This is a genomic window from Roseomonas sp. TS2 (assembly GCF_058833935.1).
In genome coordinates, this window is record NZ_JCACVY010000028.1 from 1 (window position 1) to 22,493 (window position 22,493).

At 72.3% G+C, this 22,493-nt stretch carries 19 protein-coding genes, 1 tRNA gene, 1 pseudogene and 1 riboswitch; of the genes and pseudogenes, 12 read left to right on the plus strand and 9 right to left on the minus strand.

Going from position 1 to position 22,493, the window contains the following annotated elements:
• Window positions 1–154 precede the first annotated feature (154 nt).
• The gene (locus ACZJYS_RS07330; RefSeq protein ID WP_493176844.1) at window positions 155–2,332 is read left to right on the plus strand and encodes an anthranilate synthase component I; all 2,178 of its coding nucleotides are present in this window, start codon (window positions 155–157) and stop codon (window positions 2,330–2,332) included.
• Window positions 2,333–2,397: 65 nt separating this feature from the next.
• On the opposite strand, the gene ACZJYS_RS07335 is transcribed toward ACZJYS_RS07330, so the two are convergent.
• Window positions 2,398–4,011 (minus strand): calcium-binding protein, encoded by a 1,614-nt coding sequence (locus tag ACZJYS_RS07335; protein WP_493176846.1) that lies wholly within the window; start codon window positions 4,009–4,011, stop codon window positions 2,398–2,400.
• A gap of 144 nt (window positions 4,012–4,155) precedes the next feature.
• Here ACZJYS_RS07335 and ACZJYS_RS07340 point away from each other — a divergent pair, with 144 nt between their 5' ends.
• Window positions 4,156–5,691, plus strand: coding sequence for a serine hydrolase domain-containing protein (locus ACZJYS_RS07340; RefSeq protein ID WP_493176848.1), 1,536 nt, complete (start codon window positions 4,156–4,158; stop codon window positions 5,689–5,691).
• Window positions 5,688–7,277, plus strand: a complete 1,590-nt coding sequence (locus ACZJYS_RS07345; RefSeq protein WP_493176850.1) for an ABC transporter substrate-binding protein — start codon at window positions 5,688–5,690, stop codon at window positions 7,275–7,277. Before ACZJYS_RS07340 ends, ACZJYS_RS07345 begins: the two co-directional genes overlap by 4 nt.
• A gap of 18 nt (window positions 7,278–7,295) precedes the next feature.
• On the opposite strand, the gene ACZJYS_RS07350 is transcribed toward ACZJYS_RS07345, so the two are convergent.
• A complete protein-coding gene (locus ACZJYS_RS07350) occupies window positions 7,296–7,766 on the minus strand; it encodes a thioesterase family protein (RefSeq protein ID WP_379632889.1) in 471 nt (156 codons plus the stop codon).
• A gap of 186 nt (window positions 7,767–7,952) precedes the next feature.
• Here ACZJYS_RS07350 and ACZJYS_RS07355 point away from each other — a divergent pair, with 186 nt between their 5' ends.
• From ACZJYS_RS07355 to ACZJYS_RS07370, 4 genes are all read left to right on the plus strand, one after another.
• Entirely contained in the window at window positions 7,953–8,399 is a 447-nt protein-coding gene (locus ACZJYS_RS07355; protein ID WP_493176852.1) for a response regulator, read from the plus strand.
• A 129-nt stretch (window positions 8,400–8,528) separates the two neighbouring features.
• Window positions 8,529–9,302, plus strand: a complete 774-nt coding sequence (locus ACZJYS_RS07360) for a Crp/Fnr family transcriptional regulator (protein ID WP_493176854.1) — start codon at window positions 8,529–8,531, stop codon at window positions 9,300–9,302.
• A 207-nt stretch (window positions 9,303–9,509) separates the two neighbouring features.
• On the plus strand, window positions 9,510–9,938 hold the full coding sequence (locus tag ACZJYS_RS07365) for a response regulator (RefSeq protein ID WP_493176856.1): 429 nt from the start codon (window positions 9,510–9,512) through the stop codon (window positions 9,936–9,938).
• A 302-nt stretch (window positions 9,939–10,240) separates the two neighbouring features.
• Window positions 10,241–10,888 carry a Crp/Fnr family transcriptional regulator gene (locus tag ACZJYS_RS07370; protein WP_493176858.1) on the plus strand — a complete coding sequence of 216 codons (648 nt, stop codon included), beginning with the start codon at window positions 10,241–10,243 and terminating at the stop codon, window positions 10,886–10,888.
• A 117-nt stretch (window positions 10,889–11,005) separates the two neighbouring features.
• Here ACZJYS_RS07370 and ACZJYS_RS07375 read toward each other — a convergent pair.
• A tRNA-Gly gene (locus tag ACZJYS_RS07375) sits at window positions 11,006–11,079 on the minus strand.
• A 67-nt stretch (window positions 11,080–11,146) separates the two neighbouring features.
• Window positions 11,147–11,225: riboswitch (SAM riboswitch) on the plus strand.
• A 59-nt stretch (window positions 11,226–11,284) separates the two neighbouring features.
• On the opposite strand from ACZJYS_RS07375, the pseudogene metZ reads away from it, so the two are divergent.
• The 4 genes and pseudogenes from metZ to folE form a co-directional block, all read left to right on the plus strand.
• Window positions 11,285–12,475, plus strand: a pseudogene (gene metZ, locus ACZJYS_RS07380) (O-succinylhomoserine sulfhydrylase); the annotation flags it as partial.
• A 418-nt stretch (window positions 12,476–12,893) separates the two neighbouring features.
• Window positions 12,894–13,508 (plus strand): LysE family translocator, encoded by a 615-nt coding sequence (locus ACZJYS_RS07385; protein ID WP_493176860.1) that lies wholly within the window; start codon window positions 12,894–12,896, stop codon window positions 13,506–13,508.
• 9 nt (window positions 13,509–13,517) lie between these two features.
• Window positions 13,518–13,928, plus strand: coding sequence for a Co2+/Mg2+ efflux protein ApaG (gene apaG, locus ACZJYS_RS07390; RefSeq protein WP_493176862.1), 411 nt, complete (start codon window positions 13,518–13,520; stop codon window positions 13,926–13,928).
• Between the two features lie 152 nt (window positions 13,929–14,080).
• Complete coding sequence (gene folE, locus ACZJYS_RS07395; RefSeq protein ID WP_109517007.1) at window positions 14,081–14,731, plus strand: GTP cyclohydrolase I FolE; 651 nt, start codon at window positions 14,081–14,083, stop codon at window positions 14,729–14,731.
• 67 nt (window positions 14,732–14,798) lie between these two features.
• Here the strand turns inward: folE and ACZJYS_RS07400 are convergent, their stop codons facing one another.
• The 6 genes from ACZJYS_RS07400 to ACZJYS_RS07425 all read right to left on the minus strand — a co-directional run bounded on the left by ACZJYS_RS07400 (window position 14,799) and on the right by ACZJYS_RS07425 (window position 21,869).
• Window positions 14,799–15,425 (minus strand): hypothetical protein, encoded by a 627-nt coding sequence (locus ACZJYS_RS07400; protein ID WP_493176864.1) that lies wholly within the window; start codon window positions 15,423–15,425, stop codon window positions 14,799–14,801.
• A gap of 134 nt (window positions 15,426–15,559) precedes the next feature.
• Window positions 15,560–16,522 carry an Hsp33 family molecular chaperone HslO gene (hslO, locus tag ACZJYS_RS07405; RefSeq protein WP_109516910.1) on the minus strand — a complete coding sequence of 321 codons (963 nt, stop codon included), beginning with the start codon at window positions 16,520–16,522 and terminating at the stop codon, window positions 15,560–15,562.
• A gap of 111 nt (window positions 16,523–16,633) precedes the next feature.
• Window positions 16,634–17,836: a 5-demethoxyubiquinol-8 5-hydroxylase UbiM gene (gene ubiM, locus ACZJYS_RS07410; RefSeq protein WP_109516909.1), complete on the minus strand. Its 1,203-nt coding sequence runs from the start codon at window positions 17,834–17,836 to the stop codon at window positions 16,634–16,636.
• 96 nt (window positions 17,837–17,932) lie between these two features.
• Complete coding sequence (locus tag ACZJYS_RS07415; RefSeq protein WP_493176867.1) at window positions 17,933–19,633, minus strand: methyl-accepting chemotaxis protein; 1,701 nt, start codon at window positions 19,631–19,633, stop codon at window positions 17,933–17,935.
• A gap of 77 nt (window positions 19,634–19,710) precedes the next feature.
• Window positions 19,711–20,670 carry an ornithine carbamoyltransferase gene (gene argF, locus ACZJYS_RS07420; RefSeq protein ID WP_109516907.1) on the minus strand — a complete coding sequence of 320 codons (960 nt, stop codon included), beginning with the start codon at window positions 20,668–20,670 and terminating at the stop codon, window positions 19,711–19,713.
• Window positions 20,667–21,869: an aspartate aminotransferase family protein gene (locus ACZJYS_RS07425; protein WP_379651683.1), complete on the minus strand. Its 1,203-nt coding sequence runs from the start codon at window positions 21,867–21,869 to the stop codon at window positions 20,667–20,669. The genes argF and ACZJYS_RS07425 overlap by 4 nt, the downstream gene beginning before the upstream one ends.
• A 281-nt stretch (window positions 21,870–22,150) precedes the next feature.
• Between ACZJYS_RS07425 and ACZJYS_RS07430 the strand changes: the two genes are divergently transcribed.
• A complete protein-coding gene (locus ACZJYS_RS07430; protein ID WP_493176870.1) occupies window positions 22,151–22,450 on the plus strand; it encodes a hypothetical protein in 300 nt (99 codons plus the stop codon).
• Window positions 22,451–22,493: the final 43 nt, after the last annotated feature.

Sequence of the window (22,493 nt, forward strand, 5' to 3'; positions counted from 1 at the left end):
CGCTTTCCAGCCCAGTCCTGGTGGTGGCCGCAGCAATAGGCGGCCCGCGCATATTCTTCTCCACACGGCCGCCACGGATCTCCGGGCGGCCTTTTTCGTGATCTCTCCCCCCCTGCCTCCGGAAGCCCGTGGCCCCCAAAGCCCGAAGGCGACCATGCAGACCGCAGACCACACCCCCTACCAGACCCGGGGCGGCATCACCGTCCACCACCACGCCGAGGCAGCCAGGGCCGAGGGCGCCCGCGAGGCCCTGGCCCGCCGGCTGGACCGGCAGCGCGGCGTGCTGCTCTCCTCCTCCTTCGAGTTTCCCGGCCGCTACACGCGCTGGGACCTGGGCTTCGCCGACCCGCCGCTGATGGTCACGGCGCGCGGCCGCTCCGTGCGCATCCTGGCGCTGAACGGGCGGGGCGGGGTGCTGCTGCCGGCCATCGCCGCCGCGCTGCGGCCGATGCCGGAACTCGCCTCCTTCAGCGAGAGCGCCGACGAGATCGCCCTCTGCGTCCGCGCGCCGGAGGCGGCGCTGCCGGAGGAGGAGCGCTCCCGCCTGCCCTCCGTCTTCTCGGTGCTGCGGGCGCTGCGCGACCTCTTCGCCAGCCCCGAGGACCCGCATCTGGGCCTCTACGGCGCCTTCGGCTACGACCTGGTGTTCCAGTTCGAGCCGGTGCCGCTCCGCCTGCCGCGTGCGCCGGACCAGCGCGACCTGGTGCTCTACCTGCCGGACGAGATCCTGGTGGTGGACCATCTGCGCGGCGCCGCCACCCTGCACCGCTACGACTTCACCGCCCTCGGCCGCACGACGCGGGGCCAGCCCCGCGCCACCCGCGCCGACCCCTTCCGCATTAGCCCCACCCATATCGGCCAGGGCGCCGCCCCGCCCGAGAGCGACCACGCCCCCGGCGAATACGCCGCCATGGTGGAGCGGGCGAAGCAGGCCTTCGCGCGCGGCGACCTGTTCGAGGTGGTGCTCGGCCAGACCTTCGCCGGCACCTGCGCCGAGGCGCCGAGCGTGCTGTTCGACCGGCTGCGGCGCGTGAACCCCGCCCCCTATGGCGCGCTGATGAATCTCGGCGAGGGCGAGTTCCTCGTCGCCGCCAGCCCGGAGATGTTCGTCCGCGTCGAGGGCCGGCGGATCGAGACCTGCCCGATCAGCGGCACCATCCGCCGCGGGCGGGACGCGCTGGAGGACGCGGCCAACATCCGCGCGCTCCTCAACTCCGAGAAGGAGGAGAGCGAGCTGACCATGTGCACCGACGTGGACCGCAACGACAAGTCGCGCGTCTGCGTCCCTGGCACGGTGCGCGTCATCGGCCGGCGGCAGATCGAGATGTATTCCCGCCTGATCCACACGGTGGACCATGTGGAGGGCACCCTGCTGCCGGAGCGCGACGCGCTGGACGGCTTCCTCTCCCATGCCTGGGCGGTGACGGTGACGGGGGCGCCGAAAAGCTGGGCCATCCGCCATGTGGAGGCCGAGGAGCGCTCCGCCCGCCGCTGGTATGGCGGCGCCATCGGGCGGATGACCTTCGACGGCAACATGAACACCGGCCTGACGCTGCGCACCATCCGGCTGAAGGATGGCGTGGCCGAGGTGCGCGCCGGCGCCACCCTGCTGCACGACAGCGACCCGGCCGCCGAGGAGGCGGAGTGCCGCCTGAAGGCCAGCGCCATGTTCGCCGCCCTCCGTGGCGAGGCACCCGCCGCCGCCGCCACGCTGCCCGCCCTGCCGCGCCCTGCGGGCCCCGCGTCGCGCGTGCTGCTGGTCGACCACGAGGACAGCTTCGTTCACACCCTGGGCGGCTATTTCCGCGCGGCGGGGGCGGAGCTGCGCACCCTGCGGCCGGAACTGGCCCGCGCCGCGCTACGCGAGGGCGGCGGCGCCGACCTCGTGGTGCTCTCCCCCGGCCCCGGCCGCCCCGCCGACTTCGCCATGTCCGAGACGCTGGACCTCATCCTCCGGCGCGGGCTGCCGGCCTTCGGCGTCTGCCTCGGGCTGCAGGGCATGGTCGAGCATTTCGGCGGCACGCTGGACGTGCTGGCGCGGCCGATGCACGGCAAGTCCTCCATCGTGCGCAACCTCGGCGGGCGGCTGCTCGCCGGGCTGCCGGAGCGCTTCACCGTCGGGCGCTACCACTCGCTGCACGCGCGGCGCGTCGCGCTGCCGGCCGCGCTGCTCGCCACGGCGGAGACCGAGGATGGCGTGGTCATGGGCATCGAGCACCGCACGCTGCCGCTCTCGGCGGTGCAGTTCCATCCGGAATCGCTAATGACCGATCCGGGGAGTATCGGATTGCCGCTGGTCGCGGGGCTGCTCAGGGAGGCGGTGCCCGCCTGAGGGAAGCACGCCCGAGGGAAGCGGAGACATTCCCGGGGGCATGCCCCCGGGGAGGGCACTCCGCCTCAGGCGACGATGACGAGGTCCGATGCCGTGACGGCGGCATTGTAGTTCAGCGTGGCCACCAGGGTCTCGCCGCCCGCCTCGGCACCGTTGGCATCATAGATCAGCTGTGCCGGGCTGTTATACAAATGAGGGTTGTGGGTCCAGCTGGTCCCCGGCAGGAAGACGAATTGCCCATGCTCCGTGCCGCCAGCCGCCGTGCCGCTGGCAAAAAAGCCGTTGAGGCTCACCTCCAGCCCGGCTTCCAGCCCGCCGCCGAGCCAGGCGGCGGAGACCACGATCAGGTCAACCCCGTGCCGGAAATCCTCGATGCTGTCGCCCACGCCGTCGAGGTGGAAGAGGTCCATGCCGGAACCGCCGGATAGTTTGTCCTTGCCGGCGCCGCCATACAGCACGTCATTGCCGTTCTCGCCATACAGCCAGTCATTGCCCTCGCCCCCATCCAGCCGGTCGTTCCCCTCGCCCCCGTACAGGATGTCGCTCCGCCCCATGCCGAGCAGGGTGTTGTGGCCCGCGTTCCCCCGCATCACGTTTTCCAGCGCGTTGCCGGTGGCGGTCAGGTCGGCGTTGCCGCTCATCTCCAGGGCTTCGACGTAGCGGCCGCTCATGCTGAAATCGATCGAGACGATCACACGGTCAGTGCCGGCGCCGCGCGTCTCGACGATGACATCGCCGGAATGGTCGATGACATAGACGTCGTTGCCGTCGCCGCCCTTCATTCTGTCCGCGCCGGCACCACCATCGAGGTAATCATCGCCCGCGGCGCCGTGCAGCGTATCGATGCCCTCGCCGCCATAGAGGCGATCATAACCTGCGGCGCCTTCCAGCGTATCGTCACCCTCGTCTCCAGAGAGTTCATCATTGCCCGCGGCGCCGGTCAGCGTGTCGTTGCCCGCGCCGCCATAGAGGCGGCTATAGGAGGCGCTGCTCTCCAGCACATTGTCCAGCGCGTTGCCGGTGCCCACGAAAGTTCCATTTTCCGTGCCGGTGCCCTTCAGCCTTTCCACGGTCTCCAGCCCCTCCAGGGAGTAGCGCTGTAGCCCGGTGACGATGGTATCGGTGCCCTCGCCGGCCACCTCGATCACGCGATCCTCGGGCGTATCCACGTGATAGGTGTCGTTGCCGGTGCCGCCTTCCATGATGTCGGCGCCGCCGCGGCCGTCGAGCACGTCGTTGCCGCCGCCGCCCACCAGCCGGTTGGCGGCGATGTTGCCGATGATCGTGTTGGCGAGAGCGTTGCCCGTGCCGCTGATGGCGTCGATTCCGGTCAGCGTCAGGTTCTCGATGTATTGCCTGGACAGCGAGAAGGAGAGGCTGCTGCGCACCGTGTCGGTGCCCTCGCCGCTCGCCTCCACCACCACATCGGCGGCGTCGTCGACGACGTAGAGGTCATCGCCCGCGCCGCCGATCATGCGGTCGGCGCCGGAATTGCCGTCCAGCGTGTCGTTGCCGGCGCCGCCCTCCAGCCAGTCCATCCCGGCGCGGCCGAGCAGCGTGTCGTGGCCAAGGCCGCCGAACAGCGTGTCCTCCCCGGCCGTGCCGGTCAGCAGGTCATCCCCCTCCGTGCCCTGAAGGGCATCGGCCAGGGCCAGGGCGGTCAGGCGCTTTCGGGACATGGCATCTTCCGGGCGGACGGCGCGAACCGGCCGCGTGCATTGTTGCGAATATTATGCAACCGTTAACATGGGCCTGGCGCGGCGGCGATGACGTTTCGCCGAAGACGATTAAGCTTTCCAGCGAATCCTCGGAGGAGCCCCGCCATGCCCGACTGGAACCGCGCCACCGCCGAAGCCGCCGCCCTCGCCGGCGCCTGGTCCGAGGCACAGGGGCCGGGGGGCGCGGTGGTGCTGTTCGATACCGGCGGCATCCGCCACGCCGCGGCGGGCGGCTTCGCCAGCATCGAGCACGCCCTGCCCTTCACGCCGGATACCACCAACCGCCTGGCCTCCATCAGCAAGCACTTCCTGGCCGCCACGCTGCTGCTGGAGGAAATCCCGCTGGAGGCGCCGCTCGGCACGCTGCTGGAGGGGCTGCCCCCCGCCATCGGCACCGTGCCGCTGGCGCGGGCGCTGGACATGACCGGCGGCCTGCCGGACATGATGGAGGTGCTCTGGCAGCAGGGCGTGCCCTACACCGCCAGCCTCACCGCCGCCGAGGTGATGGCCGTCGCCCACCGCCTGCCGAGGGTGAACGCGCTGCCCGGCGAGGAAATGGCCTATTCCAACACCGGCTGGCGGCTCGGCCAGTCGGTGCTGCCGGCGCAGCGCGGCGTCTCCTACGCCGAGGCGCTGCGCCGCCGCCTGCTGGAGCCGCTCGGCCTGCCGCTGCATTTCCCGGAGGACGAGCAGGAGCCGGTGCCCGGCCTCGCCACCGGCTACTGGCGCGACGGCACCGCATGGCGGCGCGGGCGCTACGGCATGCACTTCTCCGCCTCGGGCGGCATGGCGGGCAGCGCCGCGGCGCTGGCGGGCTGGGGCGCGGCGCTGCTGGCCGGGCGCGGCCCGCTGGCGGGCATGCTGGAGCGCCTCACCGCGCCCCGCGCCTTCGCCGACGGCACGCCGAGCGTCTATCGCCTCGGCCTGGTCTGCACCCGGCTCGGCACGGTGGAGGTGGTGGCGCATGGCGGCTCCCTGCCCGGCTACCGCAACCACCTGCTGATGGCGCCCGGCCTCGGCTGCGGCGTGGTGCTGCTGACCAACCGGGAGGAGGACGCGCTGCAGCCGGCGCTGCGCATCCTGGCCGCGCTGGTGGGGGAGGCGGTGCCGCCGCCCGCCACCCTCGCCGCGCCGGGCCTGTTCGCGGCGGCGGAGGGGCCGTTCTGGGCCGAGCTCACCGCCGGCGCCCTCAGCGTCATGGGCGGGCACGAGGCGCTGGTGGAGACCGGCACGCCCGGCGAGGCGCGCAGCCTGCCCGCCTATCTCGACATCCGCCTGCGCGCGGAGGGCGGGGATGTGCTGGCGGGGCGCATCGGCGGCGTGGCGCGGCGGCTGCACCGCGTGCCGCCCGGCCTGCCGCTGGACCCGGCGCTGGTGGGCGAGTGGCGCGAGGCCAGCTTCGGCGCCCGCCTCTCGATCCGCGCCGACGGCACGGCGCGCTTCCCCTGGGCGGGCGATCTCGGGCGCGAGACGGCGCTGACGCCGCTGCCCGGCGGCCGGGCGCTGGCCAGCCTCAGCCATGGCCCCTGGACCCATCGCCCCTGCCTCTGGCTGCAGCCGGACGGGTCGCTGCGGGTTGCCAGCCACCGCGCACGGGTGTTGCATTTCCATCCCTGCAACAATTCCGGGACCGCCGCATGACCCGCCTCCGCCTCGCCGGCCTGCTGCTTACCGCCGCGCCCCTGGCCCTCGCCCTGCCCGCCGCGGGCCAGGCCCAGCCGGCGCCGAACCGCACGCTGCGGGTGGCGCCGCATGCCGATCTGCGCACGCTGGACCCGGTCTTCGGCTCCATCGTCATCACCCGGATGCACGGGCTGATGATCTACGAGACGCTGTTCGCCTGGGATTCGAAGCTGCAGCCGCACCCGCAGATGGTGGAGAGCGTCTCCACCTCGGCGGACGGCCTCGCCTGGCGCTTCCGCCTGCGTGACGGCCTGCGCTTCCATGACGGCCAGACAGTGACGACGCGCGACGTCATCGCCTCGCTGAAGCGCTGGATGGCGCGGGACACGGTGGGGCTGAAGCTCGCCGAATACACCGCAGGGCTGGAGGCCGAGGATGAGCGCAGCTTCACGCTGAAGCTCAGGAAGCCCACCGGCATGGTGCCCTTCGCGCTCGGCTCGGCGGTCGGCCAGATCCCGGTCATCATGCGCGAGAGCGACGCCGCCACCGACCCGATGAAGCCGGTGACGGAGACCATCGGCAGCGGCCCGTTCCGCTTCAACCGCGCCGAGTGGCGCAGCGGCGCCCGCGTCGTCTACGACCGCAACGCCGACTACGTGCCGCGCGCCGAGCCGGCCGACGGCCTCGCCGGCGGCCGCGTGGTGAAGCTCGACCGCGTCGAGTGGACCATCATGCCCGACCCCGCCACCGCCGCCGCGGCGTTGCAGACGGGCGAGATCGACATCTGGGAGCAGCCGGGCCAGGACCTGATCCCGGTCCTCAGCCGCAGCCGCGATGTGCGGGTGGAGCGCTATTCCAGCCTGCCCAATCAGGGCATGCTGCGGCCCAACCACCTCTACCCGCCCTTCAACGATCCGCGCGCGCGGCTGGCGCTCGCCTATGCCACCGACCAGGCGGATTTCCTCGCCGCCGGCTTCGGCGACGAGCAGTGGTGGAAGCGCTGCGGCTCCTACTTCGTCTGCGGCAGCCCGAACGGCACCGAGGCCGGCGCCGCGCCCTACGCCAAGCCCGACCTGGAGACCGCCCGCCGCCTGCTGGCCGAGAGCGGCTACAAGGGCGAGAAGCTGGTGCTGAACTCCTCCTACGACATCGCGCCGATCGGCCGCATGGCCGAGGTGGCGGCCGAGTCGCTGAAGAAGATCGGCATGAATGTCGAGGTGCAGTTCGCCGACTGGGGCACGGTGACGACCCGCCAGCAGAACCGCAACCCGGTGGACCAGGGCGGCTGGAACCTCTTTGTCACCACCGCCTCGGGCGCAACCATGCAGTCGCCCATCACCAATATCGGCACCAACATGGCCTGCGAGCGCGCCTGGGCCGGCTGGCCCTGCGACGCGGAGGCGGAGCGCCTGCGCAACGCCGTGGTGGAGGCGGTGGACGAGCCGGCGCGGAAGGCGGCGACCGAGGCGCTGCACCGCCGCCTGGCCGAGGTGCAGCCCTACCGGGTGCTCGGCCAGTACGACCAGCCCTATGCCCGCCGCGCCAACATCTCCGGCGTGCTGGAGGCGCCGGTGATGGTGTTCTGGAACATCGAGAAGAAGTAGCGGCCGCGCCTCAGCGCCTCAGCGCCTCAGTGCGAGGCGCTGGGGCGGCGGCCCGGCCGGCGCCGCGGCGAAGGCGGCGCGCACCGCCGCCGGCCATTCCGCCACCTTGCGGCGCTCGAGGTCGACGCAGAGGAAGAGCAGCTCGCATTCCGCGCTCTCCCACCCCTCGGCCGCATGGAACAGGCGGTGGCGCAGCAGCAGCCGCTTGGCATCATGCGCCAGCACCTCGGAGCGGGCGGCGAGCGGCATCCCCTCCGTCACCTCGCGCTTGTAGGCCACCCAGTTCTCCGCCGCGAAGGTGCCGAGGCCCTGGGCGCGGAAGGCCGGCCCCAGCCCGAGCCCCGGCCACAGCGCATCGGTCGCGAGGTCGAAGGCGACCACGTAGTAGGCCAGGTTCATGTGGCCGTAATGGTCCACCCATTCGGGGCGGACGACGCCGATATCGGCTGGAGAGGGCTTCTCCAGAGAAGGTTGGTCGGGACCAGACATCACCACTCCGGGCTGCACGGCAGAGGCGCCACTTGCATGGCCGGCCCAGGGGAACACGCGGGCGGTTACCGGGCAAGCCTCGGGCCTGGCCATGCGCCGGAAGCGCCGGTGTGCCCGCCTCCCGTCGGAACGTCCTTGGGTTGTACGCTACCGGACAGCCATGCACGTTCGAAACAATCCACAAGCATGTCCATGACACAGACGCCAAACAGCGGTTGCAAACCTGACCTGGACGGCACGCGCATCCTGGTGGCCGAGGATGAGGCGGTGATCGCCATGATGGTGGAGGACTCCCTCATCGGCGCCGGTGCGCTGGTGCTGGGGCCTGTCATTTCGGTCCAGGACGCCCTCCAGATGGTGAAGGTCGCGATGGCGGATGGCGGCATCACCGCCGCCGTGCTGGATATCCAGCTCGGCGATGCAAAGGCGATCGGGGTCGCCGATGCGCTGCGCGAGCGGGGCGTGCCCTTTCTCTTCGCCACCGGGCATGACGGCCATCCGGTCCTGGATAGCCACAGGGGCGTTCCGGTGCTGTGCAAGCCCTACAACCCCGAGGACCTGGTCAGGATGATCGGGGAGCTGTGCCATGCCAGGGCATCGGCCGCCCTCGCTGGCCTAGCCGGCGCGGAGTAAGAAGCTTCCAGGATGCAGGGCGATTCCTGGCCGTTTGTGCGGTTCCGTACTCAGAATGCCGGTGAGCCGATACTATATGCCCATCATCACCCGCTGAGGCTTTCTGGCGTGGGTGGCTGAGAGTCGCATGTGCTCCCGCCGACACCACCGCGGCAGGAGCTACCGTGGCAGCCGACCGTCCATTTCCGTTCTCCCCCCCGAAACCGCCTGCTCGCCACCCTGCCGCCGGAAAGCCTCGCCCGCCTGTGGCCAAGGCTGACCCTGGTGGAGATGCCGATCCGCCGCACCCTGCATGAGCCGGAAGCCCCCATCAAAATCGTCTATTTCCACGAGACGGGATGGTCCTCCATGCTGGCGATTCTGGAGAATGGCGACGGAGCCGAGGTCGGCCTCATCGGCTTCGAAGGCGTGGTCGGCCTGTCGGCTCTCCTTGGCGGGGAGACCGATGACCTGGAGGCCCTCATCCAGGGGCCCGGCACGGCCTTCAGCCTGAGCACGGAGGATCTGCGCCAGGCGATGGAGGCGGACCCCGCCCTCCGGCGCCTGCTGCTCCGCTTTGTCCTGGCCTTCCTCGGCCAGGTGACGCGGACCGGGGCCTGCAACGGGCGGCACCACACCGATCAGCGCCTGGCGCGCTGGCTGCTGATGGCGCATGACCGGAGCGAGGGGGATGAGTTCCCCATCACGCACGAATTCCTGGCGATGATGCTGGGCGTGCGGCGCGCCGGCGTGACCGTGGCGGCCGGCGCGCTCCAGCGGGCGCAGTTCATCCGCTACGAGCGTGGCCGCATCACGATCCTGGACCGGCCGGGCCTCGAGAGCACCGCCTGCGAGTGCTACGGCGTGACCCGCCGCGCCTATGACCGCCTGTTCTGCGCAGGCACCGCCCCCTACCGCCACTGAGCGGCCTCCCGCCGCCGTCCTGATGCGGATCGTCGCCCGTGCGGAAAGGCGGATGGAGGCGCGCCGCATCGCGGCTGGCGCCCGGCCCGGCGGGCTTCATGATCTCTTGATGGCGGAAACGTACGGTAGCGTACAACGAGGGTGTTCACCACGCATTGACGCCAGGTACCTCACACCGACCGAGCAGGGCGAAGGAAAGTCTGGCCGATGCGAATTCTACTGGTCGAGGACGAGGTGCTGATCGCCATGGTGCTCGGCGAGGCGCTGGAGACCGCGGACCACGAGGTGATGGGCCCGGCCGCGACGCTGGCGGAGGCCCTGGCGCTGTGCGAGGAGGCGCGGCCCGATCTGGCGCTGCTCGACATCCATCTGCGGGATGGCAGCAGCGGGGTGGAGTTGGCCTGCATCCTCCGCAAGCGGTGGGGCATCCTGTCGGTTTTCGTCAGCGGCCAGATCCTCGAGGCCCGGCGGGCGAAGGACATCGCCCTCGGCGCCATCGGCAAGCCCTACGAGACCGGGACGGTGCTCCGCACCATCGAGATGGTGCGGGCGATGATGGATGGCGAGCCACCCACAGGCATCCCGGTGGGGCTGGAACTCTTCGGCGCCGCCAGGCCAGGCCCCACAGCCTTCTGATAACCCTCTGCCTTCTGGCAGGCCGCAGTCTTCTGACAGGCCGCAGTCTTGTGGAGCGGCGGGATCGTTTCGCCCAAGCTGTACGCTTTCGCACCGACAGGGAAAAGCCCGGGCCGTAGGCCGGAAATGCCCGCTGACGCCTTCGGGTGCGGGTAGCCGGAAGAGTTCCAGACTCCCGCCGATACTCCTGGCGAGAACCTGCTTTGCTCCCTCCCGATCCGTCCGCGCCCAATCCGCGCAACAGCCTGCTCGCGGCCCTTCCACCCGACAGTCTTTCCCGCCTCTGGCCAGAGCTTCGTCCGGTGGAGCTGAGCCTCCGGGCCAGCCTGCACGAGCCGAATGTCCCCATCACCTCCGTCTATTTTCCGGAGAGCGGCTACGTGTCCATGGTGGCCCACATGGAGGATGGCGAGGCGGCCGAAGTGGGGCTGGTGGGGCTGGAAGGCCTGGTCGGGCTTCCCGTGCTGCTCGGGGACAGCCACAGCGACATCGAGGCGATGGTCCAGTGCCCCGGCCTGGCGCTGAGCATGGGCGCGGATGCATTCCGCGCGGCGCTCGAGGCCGATCCGGCCCTGCGCACGCTTCTTCTGCGCTACACCCTCGTCCATCATGAGCAGGTTGCGCGGATGGCGGCCTGCAACGGCCGCCACCACACCGATGAGCGCCTCGCCCGCTGGCTGCTGATGGCGCATGACCGGGTCGAGGGCGATGTGCTGCCGATGACCCACCAGACCCTGTCCATGATGCTCGGCGTCCGTCGCGCCGGGATCACCGTTGCCGCGGGGCAGTTCCAGAAGGCGGGCTTCATCCGCTACGAGAAGGGCAGGATCACGGTGACCGACCGGCCCGGCCTCGAAAGCATCGCCTGCGCGTGCTACGGCATCCAGCGCGGCGCCTATGCCCGCCTGCTCGGCGCTCCTGGGAGTATCAGGCCCCGCCAGTGCCACTGAGGCCCCGGGGCAGTGCCACGGCCACCGCCTGCGGCACGGCGCGCCGCATCCCTGCGCCCGGAATGGGGGCCGAGACCGCGGCGAAGCGCCACGCGGTGCCATGAACAGGGAGGAGGCTGGAGCGGGCGAAGGGAATCGAACCCTCGTCACTTGGTTGGGAACCAAGAGCTCTACCATTGAGCTACGCCCGCGTCGGCGAAGCTTCTAGCCTGCTCTTGTGCGGGGGGCAAGCCGCGCGTAAGAGTCTTTCCGCCCGGTCCGCCAGGCGCTCGCGATTTGTCCGGCCAGCTTGCGGCGAGCTTAAACAATCGCGCTAAACGGCCGCGGCGGGGATGCGCGCGCAAACCCCGCCCGACCGGGCCGGGTGTCGATGCCAGCCCGAGAGTCGCCCGTCCGATGGCCAAGCCCGCTTCCGACCGTCCGCTGCGCCCCGCAACCCTGCTGGTCCGGGGCGGCCAGATGCGCAGCAACCTGGATGAGACCTCCGAGGCGCTCTACCTCACCTCCGGCTTCGTCTACGACAGCGCCCTGCAGGCCGAGCAGACCTTCACGGGCGAGGCGCAGCACTTCCAGTATTCCCGCTTCGGCAACCCCACCGTCCAGATGCTGGAGGCGCGCCTCGCCGCGCTGGAGGGGGCCGAGGCCTGCCGCGCCACCGCCACCGGCATGGCCGCCGTGCACGCCGCCATGCTCTCCCACCTCAAGACGGGGGACCGGGTGGTAGCCAGCCGCGCTCTGTTCGGCTCCTGCCACTGGATCGTCTCCACCCTGCTGCCGCGCTACGGCATCCAGACCGAGTTCGTCGATGGCGCCGACCTCGGGCAATGGAAGGCGGCCTTCAAGCGCCCGGCCCAGCTCGTGCTGCTGGAGACCCCCTCCAACCCGATGCTGGAGCTGGTGGACCTGAAGGCGGTGTGCGACCTGGCGCACGAGGCCGGCGCCATCGTGGTGGTGGACAACGTCTTCGCCACGCCGCTGCTGCAGAAGCCGATGCAGTTTGGCGCCGATGTGGTGGTCTATTCCGCCACCAAGCATTTCGACGGCCAGGGCCGCGTGCTGGGCGGCGCCGTGCTCGGCTCGAAGAAGTGGATCGAGGAGGTGCTGCAGCCCTTCGTGCGCAACACCGGCCCGGCCATCTCGCCCTTCAACGCCTGGACCATCCTGAAGGGGCTGGAGACGCTGCACCTGCGCGTGCCGGCCATGTGCCGCAATGCCGCCGCCGTGGCGCAGATGCTGGAGGAGCGGGCCGAGGTGGCGGCGGTGCACTACCCCACCCTCGCCAGCCATCCGCAGTATGAGCTCGCCAAGAAGCAGATGTCGGCCGGCGGCACGCTGGTCAGCTTCACCCTCAAGGGCGGCAAGGAGGCGGCCTTCCGCTTCCTCGACGCGCTGCGGGTGATCGACATCTCCAACAACCTGGGCGACGCCAAGAGCCTGATCACCCACCCCGCCACCACCACCCACATGCGCGTGGCGGCGGAGGAGCGGGCGCGGCTCGGCATCACCGACGGCGCGCTGCGCCTCTCGGTGGGGCTCGAGGACGTGGCGGACCTCGTGGAGGACATCGCCGCCGCCCTGGACGCGGTGGGCGGCGAGACCGCCCCGCGCAAGAAGCCGCTCGGCCGCATGGTGGTGGAGGAGACGGTGGCGGCGGTGAAGGCGCCGCCCGCCAAGGCAGCGGCCGCCAAGGCGCCGCGCCGCGCCCGTGCCGCCGAACCCGCCGCCGAGCCTGCCGCCGAACCCGCCCCGGCGCCTGCCGAGAAGGCGGCGGACTCCCCGCGCAAGGCGCCGGCGAAGCGCGCCGCCGCCGCCGCCCCCGCCGCCGCGCCGGAGCCCGACCTGTTCCAGCAGGGGCCGAAGCGGCGCTGAGCCGTGGAACCGGGGGGGGCGGTGAAAGAAGCCTCCCTCCCCCTCGCCCATCCGCCCGTTCACGGATGCGGGCCCGCACTCGACGCGCCGCGCGCCCCGGCGCAGAATGGGCGGCCCTCGCGCCACCGGAGAGACCATGTCGCCCGAGACCTGGATCGCCTTTCTGGCCACGGCATCGGTCATGCTGCTGATCCCGGGGCCCACCATCCTTCTCGTCATCGGCCAGTCCCTGGGCGGCGGGCGCCGGGCGGCGCTGCCGCTGGTGGCGGGCGTGGCCGCGGGCGACCTGGTGGCGATGAGCCTGTCGCTGGCCGGGCTCGGCGCGCTGCTGGCCACCTCGGCGGCGCTGTTCACCCTGCTGAAATGGGTGGGCGCGGCCTATCTCGTCTATCTCGGCGTCAGGCTGTGGCGCGCGCCGGTGGAGCCGGGCGCGGCGGCGCCGCTCAGCGCCCGCGCCGCCTGGCGGCAGGCCTTCCTCGTCACCGCGCTGAACCCGAAGTCGATCGCCTTCTTCGTCGCCTTCGTGCCGCAATTCCTCGACCCGGCCCGGCCCTTCCTGCCGCAGGCCGCCATCCTGGTGGCCAGCTTCGTCAGCCTGGCGGCGGCCAATGCGCTGCTCTACGCGCTGCTGGCCGGGCGGCTCTCCGGCGCCGTGCGCCGGCCGGCCGTGCGCCGCGCGCTGAACCGCACGGGCGGCGGCATGCTGGTGGGCGCCGGCCTCGCCACCGCCGCGCTGCGCCGCGCCGGCTGAAGGACCGCCATGACCCAGCCTCCCCTCTTCACCGCCACCACGCGCGACATCCGCGTCTCGGTGCGCGCCTTCTACCTCTCCGACCAGTCGCAGCCGGAGCAGTCGCACTTCGTCTGGGCCTATCGCGTCAGCATCGAGAACCAGGGGCAGCGCACCGTGCAGCTGCTGAAGCGGAGCTGGCAGATCACCGACGGGATGGGCCGCACCCAGCAGGTGCACGGCCCCGGCGTGGTGGGCGAGCAGCCGGTGCTGGAACCGGGCGAGAGCTTCGAATACACCTCCGGCACCCCGCTCTCCACGCCCTCGGGCTTCATGCGCGGGTTCTATCACATGCTCGACACCCTCACCGGCGAGGCGTTCGACATCGCCATTCCCCTGTTCAGCCTCGACAGCCCGCACCAGACCGGCGCGGTGCATTGATCCCTCGTCGCCCGAGCCTTGCGCCGGCGGCCATTGCCCCGGCGCCGTTCCGTCCCCATTGATGCCCCAGGGCTTTTTCTGAACGCCTTTTCTGAGCCCGTTTCCTGAGCGCCTTTCCTGACGGACCGCCAATCGGAATTCGCACCGTGAACATGACCTTTCCGCCGGCGCGTCCGCTGGCCGACCCCGCCAGCACCGACCGAGACGCGGCGCCGCGCCGCCCCAGCCGGGCCGAAGCCGAGGAAGCCGTGCGCACGCTGCTGCTCTGGGCCGGCGACGACCCCGGGCGCGAGGGGCTGGCCGACACCCCCGCCCGCGTCGCCCGCGCCTATGAGGAGTTCTTCTCCGGCTACAAGGAGGACCCGGTGGCCCTGCTGGCCCGCTCCTTCGAGGAGACGGACGGCTACGACGAGATGGTGGTGCTGCGCGACATCCGGCTGGAGAGCCATTGCGAGCACCACATGGTGCCCATCATCGGCCGCGCCCATGTGGCCTACCTCCCCGCCGGGCGGGTGGTCGGCATCTCGAAGCTGGCGCGCGTGGTGGAGGCCTATGCCCGCCGCCTGCAGATCCAGGAGAAGCTGACGGCGCAGATCGCCAACAGCATCGACTCCGTGCTGCGGCCGCGCGGCGTGGCCGTGATCATCGAGGCCAGCCACCAGTGCATGACGACGCGCGGCGTGCACAAGCCGGGCGTCGCCATGATCACCAGCCGCATGCTGGGCGAGTTCCGCACCGATCCCGCCATGCGGCGGGAGTTCCTGGCGCTGACCCAGAACGGGCGGCCGGTGCCGGAAGCCTGAGGCGGGGGCGGCCGGCCGCGCCGCCCTCCCCAGCCTGCTCGCCCTGGGCCCGCCCCCCCGGCCCGTCTCAGGGGCGGATCAGGCTTTCCTGCTGCACCGGGCCGGGCAGCGGCGCGGCGGGGGCGCCGGTCATCAGCCAGTCGCGCAGGTTGCGGCGGAGCTGGAACTCGAACTCCACGTTCAGGTCGTCCATGCCCTGGCGCACGATCTGGTCGGCGGCGCGGGCGCGGCTGGCCGGCCCCTCGTCGATCACGGTGGCGCTGCGGCGCACCTCGGCCTCGGCGAAGGCCACGCGGCGCCCGTCATCGGCCAGCACCTCGACCCGCACGCGGATGGCGAGCGACAGGCGCTCGGTGCGCTGGGTGAAGAGGCCGCCGCCATCGCCCACCTCGCGCGTCAGCATGGCGCTCTCCACCAGGAAGCGGCCGCGCCCGGTGGTGCCGACCGGCACCAGCCGCTCCCGCCCCATGCGGACCGCCTGGGCGGAAGGGGAGAGCGGCGCGGGCGGGTCGATGCGGATGCTGGGGCCGGGGCCGGGCTCCAGCACCTCGATGTTCAGCACGTTCAGCCGCAGCGGCGTCAGGTGGCCATAGGTGGGCGGCGGCTGCAGGGCCGGCTGGGCATCGCCGCCCGCGCAGGCCGCCGCCAGCACCGGCAGCGAGAGCGCGAGCCCGCGGCGTGTGATGGACATCATGATCCCCTGTTCTCCCCAGTTGGAGCGGACCCCGCCCCGGTGGGACCACCGGAGGGGCCGAAGATGCCTCTACAAACCACGCGGCGGGCGCGGCGGCCATACCGGCCGTCACGCCACTCCCGCCCAGGGCGGTGTCAGGCCTGGCCGGCGGCGGGCTGCACCTCGTCCCGCGGGAAGCGGAAGCCGACATTGCAGAACTCGCAGGTCATGGTGATGTCGCCATTCTCGGCCATGTGGTCGAGGTCGTCCGTGCCGAAGCCGGCCAGCACCGAGGCCAGCCGCGCGCGGGAGCAGCGGCAGCCATAGGAGAGCGGGCGCGGCCGGTCGAGCATCAGCCCCTCGGCGTGGAACAGCCGGTACAGCAGCCGGTCGGAGGAGAGGGCATCGTCCAGCATCTCCGCCTCGGTGATGGTGGTGGCCAGGGCGAGCGCAGTCTCCCACGCATCCTCCTGCGCGGCGCTGTCCATGCCGGGGCCGATGCCGCCAGCCCCCGCCACCCGCTCGAGGATCAGCGCGGAGGCGCGCCAGCCCTGCGGCGTGTGCCCGGCGGCCAGCCAGACGCGGCTGTCCAGCTGCTCGGAGGTGGCGAAATAGTGCCCCGTCATCTCCGCCAGGCTCTCGCCCTCGATGGCGACGATGCCCTGGTAGCGCTCCATCTCCGCGCCCTGGTCCACGGTGAAGGCGAGGTAGCCCTGGCCGAGCAGCGTGCCGGCGCCGGGGCTGCCCTCGGGCAGGCTTTCCGGCTCGGCGCGGGCATAGCCGCGCAGCGCGCCGGCCTCGGTGCAGTCGGCCAGCAGCATGCGGACGGGGCCGTCCCCCTTGGCCTGCAGGCTGAAGCTGCCCTGGAACTTCAGCGCGGCGGCGAGGCCGGCGGTCAGCGCCAGGGCCTGCCCCATCAGCGCCGCCACGGCGGGCGGGTTGTCGTGCCGGGTCAGCAGCGCGTCGGCCAGCGGGCCGAGCCGCACGAGGCGGCCGCGCACCGGCTTCTCCTGCAGGTGGAAGGGCTGGACCCCGCGCGGCACGGTCAGGTCCGGCACGGGCGGGCGGTCATGGTTCAGGAAATCGGGGGTGGTGGAAGGCTGGGTCGGATCGGTCACGCGGCAGGGGCCTGAAAATTCCAAAAAGCATAGATAGGGACCTCCGCCCCGCTCTGCGACGGGGCGGCGGCATCCGTGCCGCTCATGCGCGGCTTCTCCGGGCCGGCGCCCTCAGGCGACCCGGCCCTCCACCCGGTTCTCCATCAGCTGCGAGACCACCAGCTGCTGCACCGGGCGAAGGTGGTTGCCAAGGCGCAGCGCGGCGCCGCGCAGCAGCCGGGCGGGCAGGGTCTCCTCGCTGTAGAGCCTCGCCGTGGCGTTGGTGGCCAGGTAGAGCGGGCGTGTCGCGCGCCGGTGCGCGTGGGCGTAGCGGCGCAGCACGTCGGGCGCCGCGAAATCCCGCCCCGCCGCCCGGGCGGCGCGGATCTCGCCCGCCAGCGTGTCCTGCCCGCGCAGGCCGAAATTGAAGCCATGCGCCGTGACCGGATGCATCCCCACCGCCGCGTCGCCCAGCAGCACGGCGCGGGTGGTGGCGAAGCGCTCGGCATAGACCGCCACCAGCGGATAGACATGCCGGGTGCTGACCAGCTCCATGGCGCCCAGGCGCTGGCGGTAGCGGCGGGCGATCTCGGGGCCGAAGGCCGCCTCCGGCATCGCCTCCAGCCGCGCCATCTCCTCGGCCGGCAGGGTCAGCACCACGGAGGAGCAGTCGCCGTTCAGCGGCAGCATGGCCAGGGTCTGGCCATAGTCGAACCACTCGGTGGCGACGGCGTGGTGCGGCGCCGCGTGGCGCACCCGCGCCACCATCATGCGCTTGCCGAAATCCCGCATCTCGGCGCCGATGCCCAGCGCCTTGCGCACGCCGGAGAAGCGGCTGTCCGCCCCCGCCAGCAGGCCGGCCCGCAGCGCCGTGCCGTCCTCCAGCCGCAGCCAGGCGCCGTCCACGTCCGTGCCCATGGCGGCGACGCCCTGGCCAGCCAGCAGCGTCACGTCGGGGCAGGCGCGGGCCACGCGGTAGAGGGCGCGGCGGATGGCGTGGTTGGAGACCAGCCGGCCCAGCTCCGCCTCCGGCCGGCCGCGCGTGTCGAAGCGGAGCGCGTAGGCGGAGCCGCCATTGAGCACCCGCGCCTCCCGCAGCGGCGAGATGCTCTCCGCCGGGATGTGCGCCCAGGCGCCGAGGCGCTTCAGGATGTCCTGCGAATGGTAGGTGAGCGCGATCTCGCGCCCGTCGAAGGCGGCATTCTCCAGCGCCGCCTCCGCCTGCCGCTCGACCACGGCGATGGCAAGCCCCAGGCCGGACAGCGAGGCGGCAAAGGCCAGCCCCACCGGCCCGCCACCCACGACCACGACATCAAAGCGCCTCGCCCCGTCCATCCTCCCGTCCATCCCTCAGGCCCATCCTCTGCATGCCACAGCCTGTTAGGTAGGACGGCCGGCGGATTCCGCAAAGCGGCCTGTGGGAGAAAGGGCTCAGCCCGCGCGCAGCCGGCCCACCACCTCCACCAGCTCCTGCCGCAGCGCCTGGCCCTGCTGCGCCACCGCCGTGGTGGCCTCGCGCAGCGCCTCCAGCGCGCCGGCGGCGGTGCCGACATGCGCGCCGAGCCGCTCCGTGCTGTCGGCCGCGCCCTGGGTGCCGCCGGCCGCGGCGGCGGCGTTGCGGGCGATCTCGCGGGTCGCGGCGCTCTGCTCCTCCACCGCCGCGGCGATGGCCGAGGTCACCTCGTCCATCCGCCCGACGGCCTGGGCGATGCCACGCACCGTCTGCACCGCCTGCCCCGTGGCGGAGCGCATGGCGCCGATCTGGGTGCCGATCTCCTCCGTCGCCTTGGCGGTCTGGTTGGCCAGGCTCTTCACCTCGGAGGCGACCACGGCGAAGCCCTTGCCGGCCTCCCCCGCCCGCGCCGCCTCGATCGTGGCATTCAGCGCCAGCAGGTTGGTCTGCCCGGCGATGTCGGCGATCAGCTTCACCACGTCGCCGATGCGCGCCGCCGCCGCCGACAGCCCGGCCACGGTGGCGTCCGAGGCGTCCACCGCCTCCACCGCCTGGCGTGTGACGGCGGCGCCATCGCTGACGCGGCGGGTGATCTCCTCGACGCTGGCGGCGAGCTGGTCGGCGGCGGCGGCCACCGCCTGCACGTTGCGGGTGGCGCCCTGGGCGCGCTCGGTGGCGGCGCCGGCATCGCGCGCGGCGGCGCCGGTGCCCTCGCCCACGGCGCGGGTGGCGCTCTCCAGCCGCTCCACCTCGCCCCCCAGCGCCCGGGCGATGCCGCCCACGGCGGATTCGATCTGCCCGGCCAGCGCCGCCTGCATCTGCCGCTGCGCGGCGGCGGCCTGGCTGCGCTGGGCCTCGGCCGCCGCCTCCAGCGCGCGGGCCTGGCGGGCGCCCTCCCCCAGGCTGCGCACGGCGCGGCCGATCTCGCCCAGCTGGTCGTGCCGCTCGGTGCAGGGCACGGGGCGGTCGAACTGCCCGGCGGCGATGGCGTTCACCGCCCCGGCCAGCCCCTTCAGCGGGCGCAGCACGAGGCTCATCAGCCACCACACCGCCAGCGCCACCGGCAGGGTGACCGCGGCGCCGGTCCAGAGCGCGGTGAATGCCAGCCTGTCCTGCGTCGCCATCAGCGCGGCCAGCGGCTGGCCGACGAAGAGCAGCCCGACGACCCGCCCCTCCGGATCGCGGATCGGCTCGTAGATGGTCTGGTGCTCGGCGCCGAGGATGACGTTGACGCCGTGATAGGCCTCGCCGCGGCGGAACACGGCGTCATAGGCCGGGCCGGGCGCCAGCTTCGTGCCCACGGCGCGGCCGCCGTCGGGGCGGGTGACGTTGGTGGCCACGCGGGTCTCGCCGGCGAAGATGGTGGCCACGCCGCCGGCCACGGCCTTCGCCGTGTCCACCACCTCCATGCGGCCGTTCACCGGCTTGCCGTCCAGCAGCAGCGTCTCGCCCTGCAGGCGCCACTCCCGGCCCTGCAGCGCGAGCAGCGCCTTCAGCATGGCGAGGTTGCTCTCCAGCTCCTGCTGCGACTGCGCGAGCGCATACTGGCGCATCTGCAGCAGGATGGTGCCGCTCGACACCGCCGCGACACAGACGACGGAGAGCAGGGTGAGCAGCACAAGGCGCGGCACCACCCCAAGGCGGCGCGGTAGGGCGGCAAGCGTGGCGAAGACAGGCATGCGGGGTGTCCTGGCCAGGAGGTCCGGTCCAGAACTACCCCGCAAGCGTTGATGAAGCGTTTAGCCGGCCCTCGGCCTCAGAGGCCGGCCAGCGCCCAGAGCAGCACGCCCTTCTGCGCGTGCAGCCGGTTCTCCGCCTCGTCGAACACCACGCTCTGCGGGCCGTCGATCACCGCGCCGGTGATCTCCTCGCCACGGTGCGCCGGCAGGCAGTGCATCACCACCGCATCCGGCGCCGCGTGGGCCAGCAGCGCCTCGTTGAGCTGGTAGGGGGCGAGCGTGTTGTGGCGGGCGGTGGGGCCGCCCTCCTTCTCGTCCGACATGCTGACCCAGGTGTCGGTGACGACGCAGTGCGCGCCGCGCACCGCCGCCACCGGGTCCGGCGTCAGCTCGACGCGCGCGCCCTCGCGCCGCGCCCAGTCCACCAGCTGGGCGGGCGGCGCCAGCTCAGGCGGGGTGGCGAGCCGCAGCGTGAAGTCGAACCGCGCCGCGGCCTGGATGAAGCTCTGCGCCACGTTGTTGCCGTCGCCCGTCCAGGCCACGACCTTGCCGGCGATGGGGCCGCGATGCTCCTCGAAGGTGAGGATGTCGGCCATCAGCTGGCAGGGATGGGAGACGTCGGTCAGGCCGTTGATCACCGGCACGGTGGCGTGCTGCGCCAGCTCGCGCAGCTTCGCCACGCTGTCGGTGCGCAGCATGATGGCGTCCACGTAGCGGGAGAGCACCCGCGCCGTGTCCGCCGGCGTCTCGCCGCGGCCGAGCTGCATGTCCTTCGAGGACAGCACGATGGCATGGCCGCCGAGCTGGTGGATGCCCACCTCGAAGGAGACACGGGTGCGGGTGGAGGGCTTCTCGAAGATCAGCGCCACCGTCTTGCCGGCCAGCGGCCTGTCCGCCACCTGCCCGGCCTTGGCGCGGGCGGCGAGGTCGAGCATGCCGCGCAGCGTGGCGCCGTCGAAATCCGACAGCTCCAGGAAGTGGCGGGGGCGGCCCTGCGCCGCCCCCCCCTGCGCCGTCGTCTTCAACGCCGCACTCACTTGGCCATCGCCTTGGCGTCGGCCGGGGTCAGGCGGCGCGCGGCACGGTCCAGCATCTCCAGCGCCGCGTCCACCTCCGCCTCGGTGACGATCAGCGGCGGCGCCACGCGCAGCACGTTCTGCCCGGCCGCCACGGTCAGCAGCCCCTCGTCGACGGCGGCGGCCTGGAAGTCGCCATTCGCCACCGCCGGCGTCAGCTGCAGCCCGACCAGCAGCCCGGCGCCGCGCACGCCGCTCGCCACCCTGGGGTGGCGCGCCGCGAGGTCGTTCATGCCGCGCCACAGGTGGCGCGCCACGCGGTCCACCTGCTCCAGGAAGCCGGGGGCCAGCACCACGTCCAGCACGGCGTTGCCGGCGGCGCAGGCCAGCGGGTTGCCGCCATAGGTGGTGCCGTGGGTGCCGGGCTTCAGGTGCTTCGCCACATGTTCCTTGGCCAGGATGGCGCCGAGCGGGAAGCCGCCGCCGATGCCCTTGGCCGAGGACATCACGTCCGGCTCGATACCGGCCCACTGGTGCGCCCAGAGCTTGCCGGAGCGGCCCATGCCGGTCTGCACCTCGTCCAGCGCCAGCAGCAGGCCGAACTCGTCGCACACCGCGCGGAGCTCCTGCAGGAAGCGCAGGTCGGCCGGGCGCACGCCGCCCTCGCCCTGGATCGGCTCGATCATGATGCCGGCGGTGTGCGGGCCGATGGCGTCGCGCACCGCGTTCATGTTGCCGAAGGGCACATGGTCGAAGCCCTGCACCGGCGGGCCGAAGCCGGCGAGGTACTTCTCGTTGCCGGTGGCGGACAGGGTGGCGAGCGTCCGGCCGTGGAAGGCGCCCTCGAAGCAGATCAGGTGGAACTTCTCGGGGTGGCCGTTCTCCGCATGGTATTTGCGGACAGCCTTGATCATCCCCTCATTCGCCTCGGCGCCCGAGTTGCAGAAGAAGACGCTGTCGGCGAAGGAGGCCTCCACATGGCGCGCGGCCAGGCGCTCGGCCTGCGGCACGCGGTAGAGGTTGGAGACGTGCATCACCTTGGCCGCCTGCTCGGCGATGGTCCGCACCAGATGCGGGTGGCCATGGCCGATGCTGGTGGTGGCGATGCCGCTGCCGAAATCCAGGAATCGTCGCTGATCCGCCGTCCACAGCCAGGCGCCCTCGCCCCGCTCGAAGGCGAGGTCGGCACGGTTGTAGGTCGGCATCAGAGCGGGGATCACGCGAATACGTCTCCGGCTGCTTCCGCGCCGCACGCGACCCTTCGCATGCCCGACCGCGGAAACGGGCAGAGTGCCGCAAACCGGCGGCGCGGTCAAAGGCCGGAAATCTTCCGCAAGCGGCCCAGCAAGGTGCCCAGCAAGCGGCCCAGCAAGCGGCATCGTGAGCAGCATCGTGAGGCGGGCCAAACTGCACCGTCGCAACTCTGCCCGGCCCGGCCAGTTACCCCGGGGCACGCGCCCTCACCGGGCGCACCCAGACCCCCGCTGGAGGATCCGACACGATGCGCACACCGATGATCGCCCTGACCGCTGCCGCCCTGATCGGCTTCGCCGGGGTCGGCGGGGCCGCCATGGCCCAGACCGGCGCCAACCCGCCGAGCAGCACGGCCACGCCCCCGGGCACGCAGCCGGTGCCGGCGCCGGCGCAGTCGGGCGAGCCGCGCATGAACCAGCGCAATGGCAGCCCCTCCACCTCCACCACCACCGGCCCGGCCGGCGCCAACCCGCCGATCGGCCCGAGCGCCGTGCCGCCGCCGGCCAGCACCGGCACCACGGGCTCCTCGGTTCCGCCCACGCGCTGAGCCCTGGCGGGCCGATGGCCCGCGCAGCCTGAGACAGTCGAGG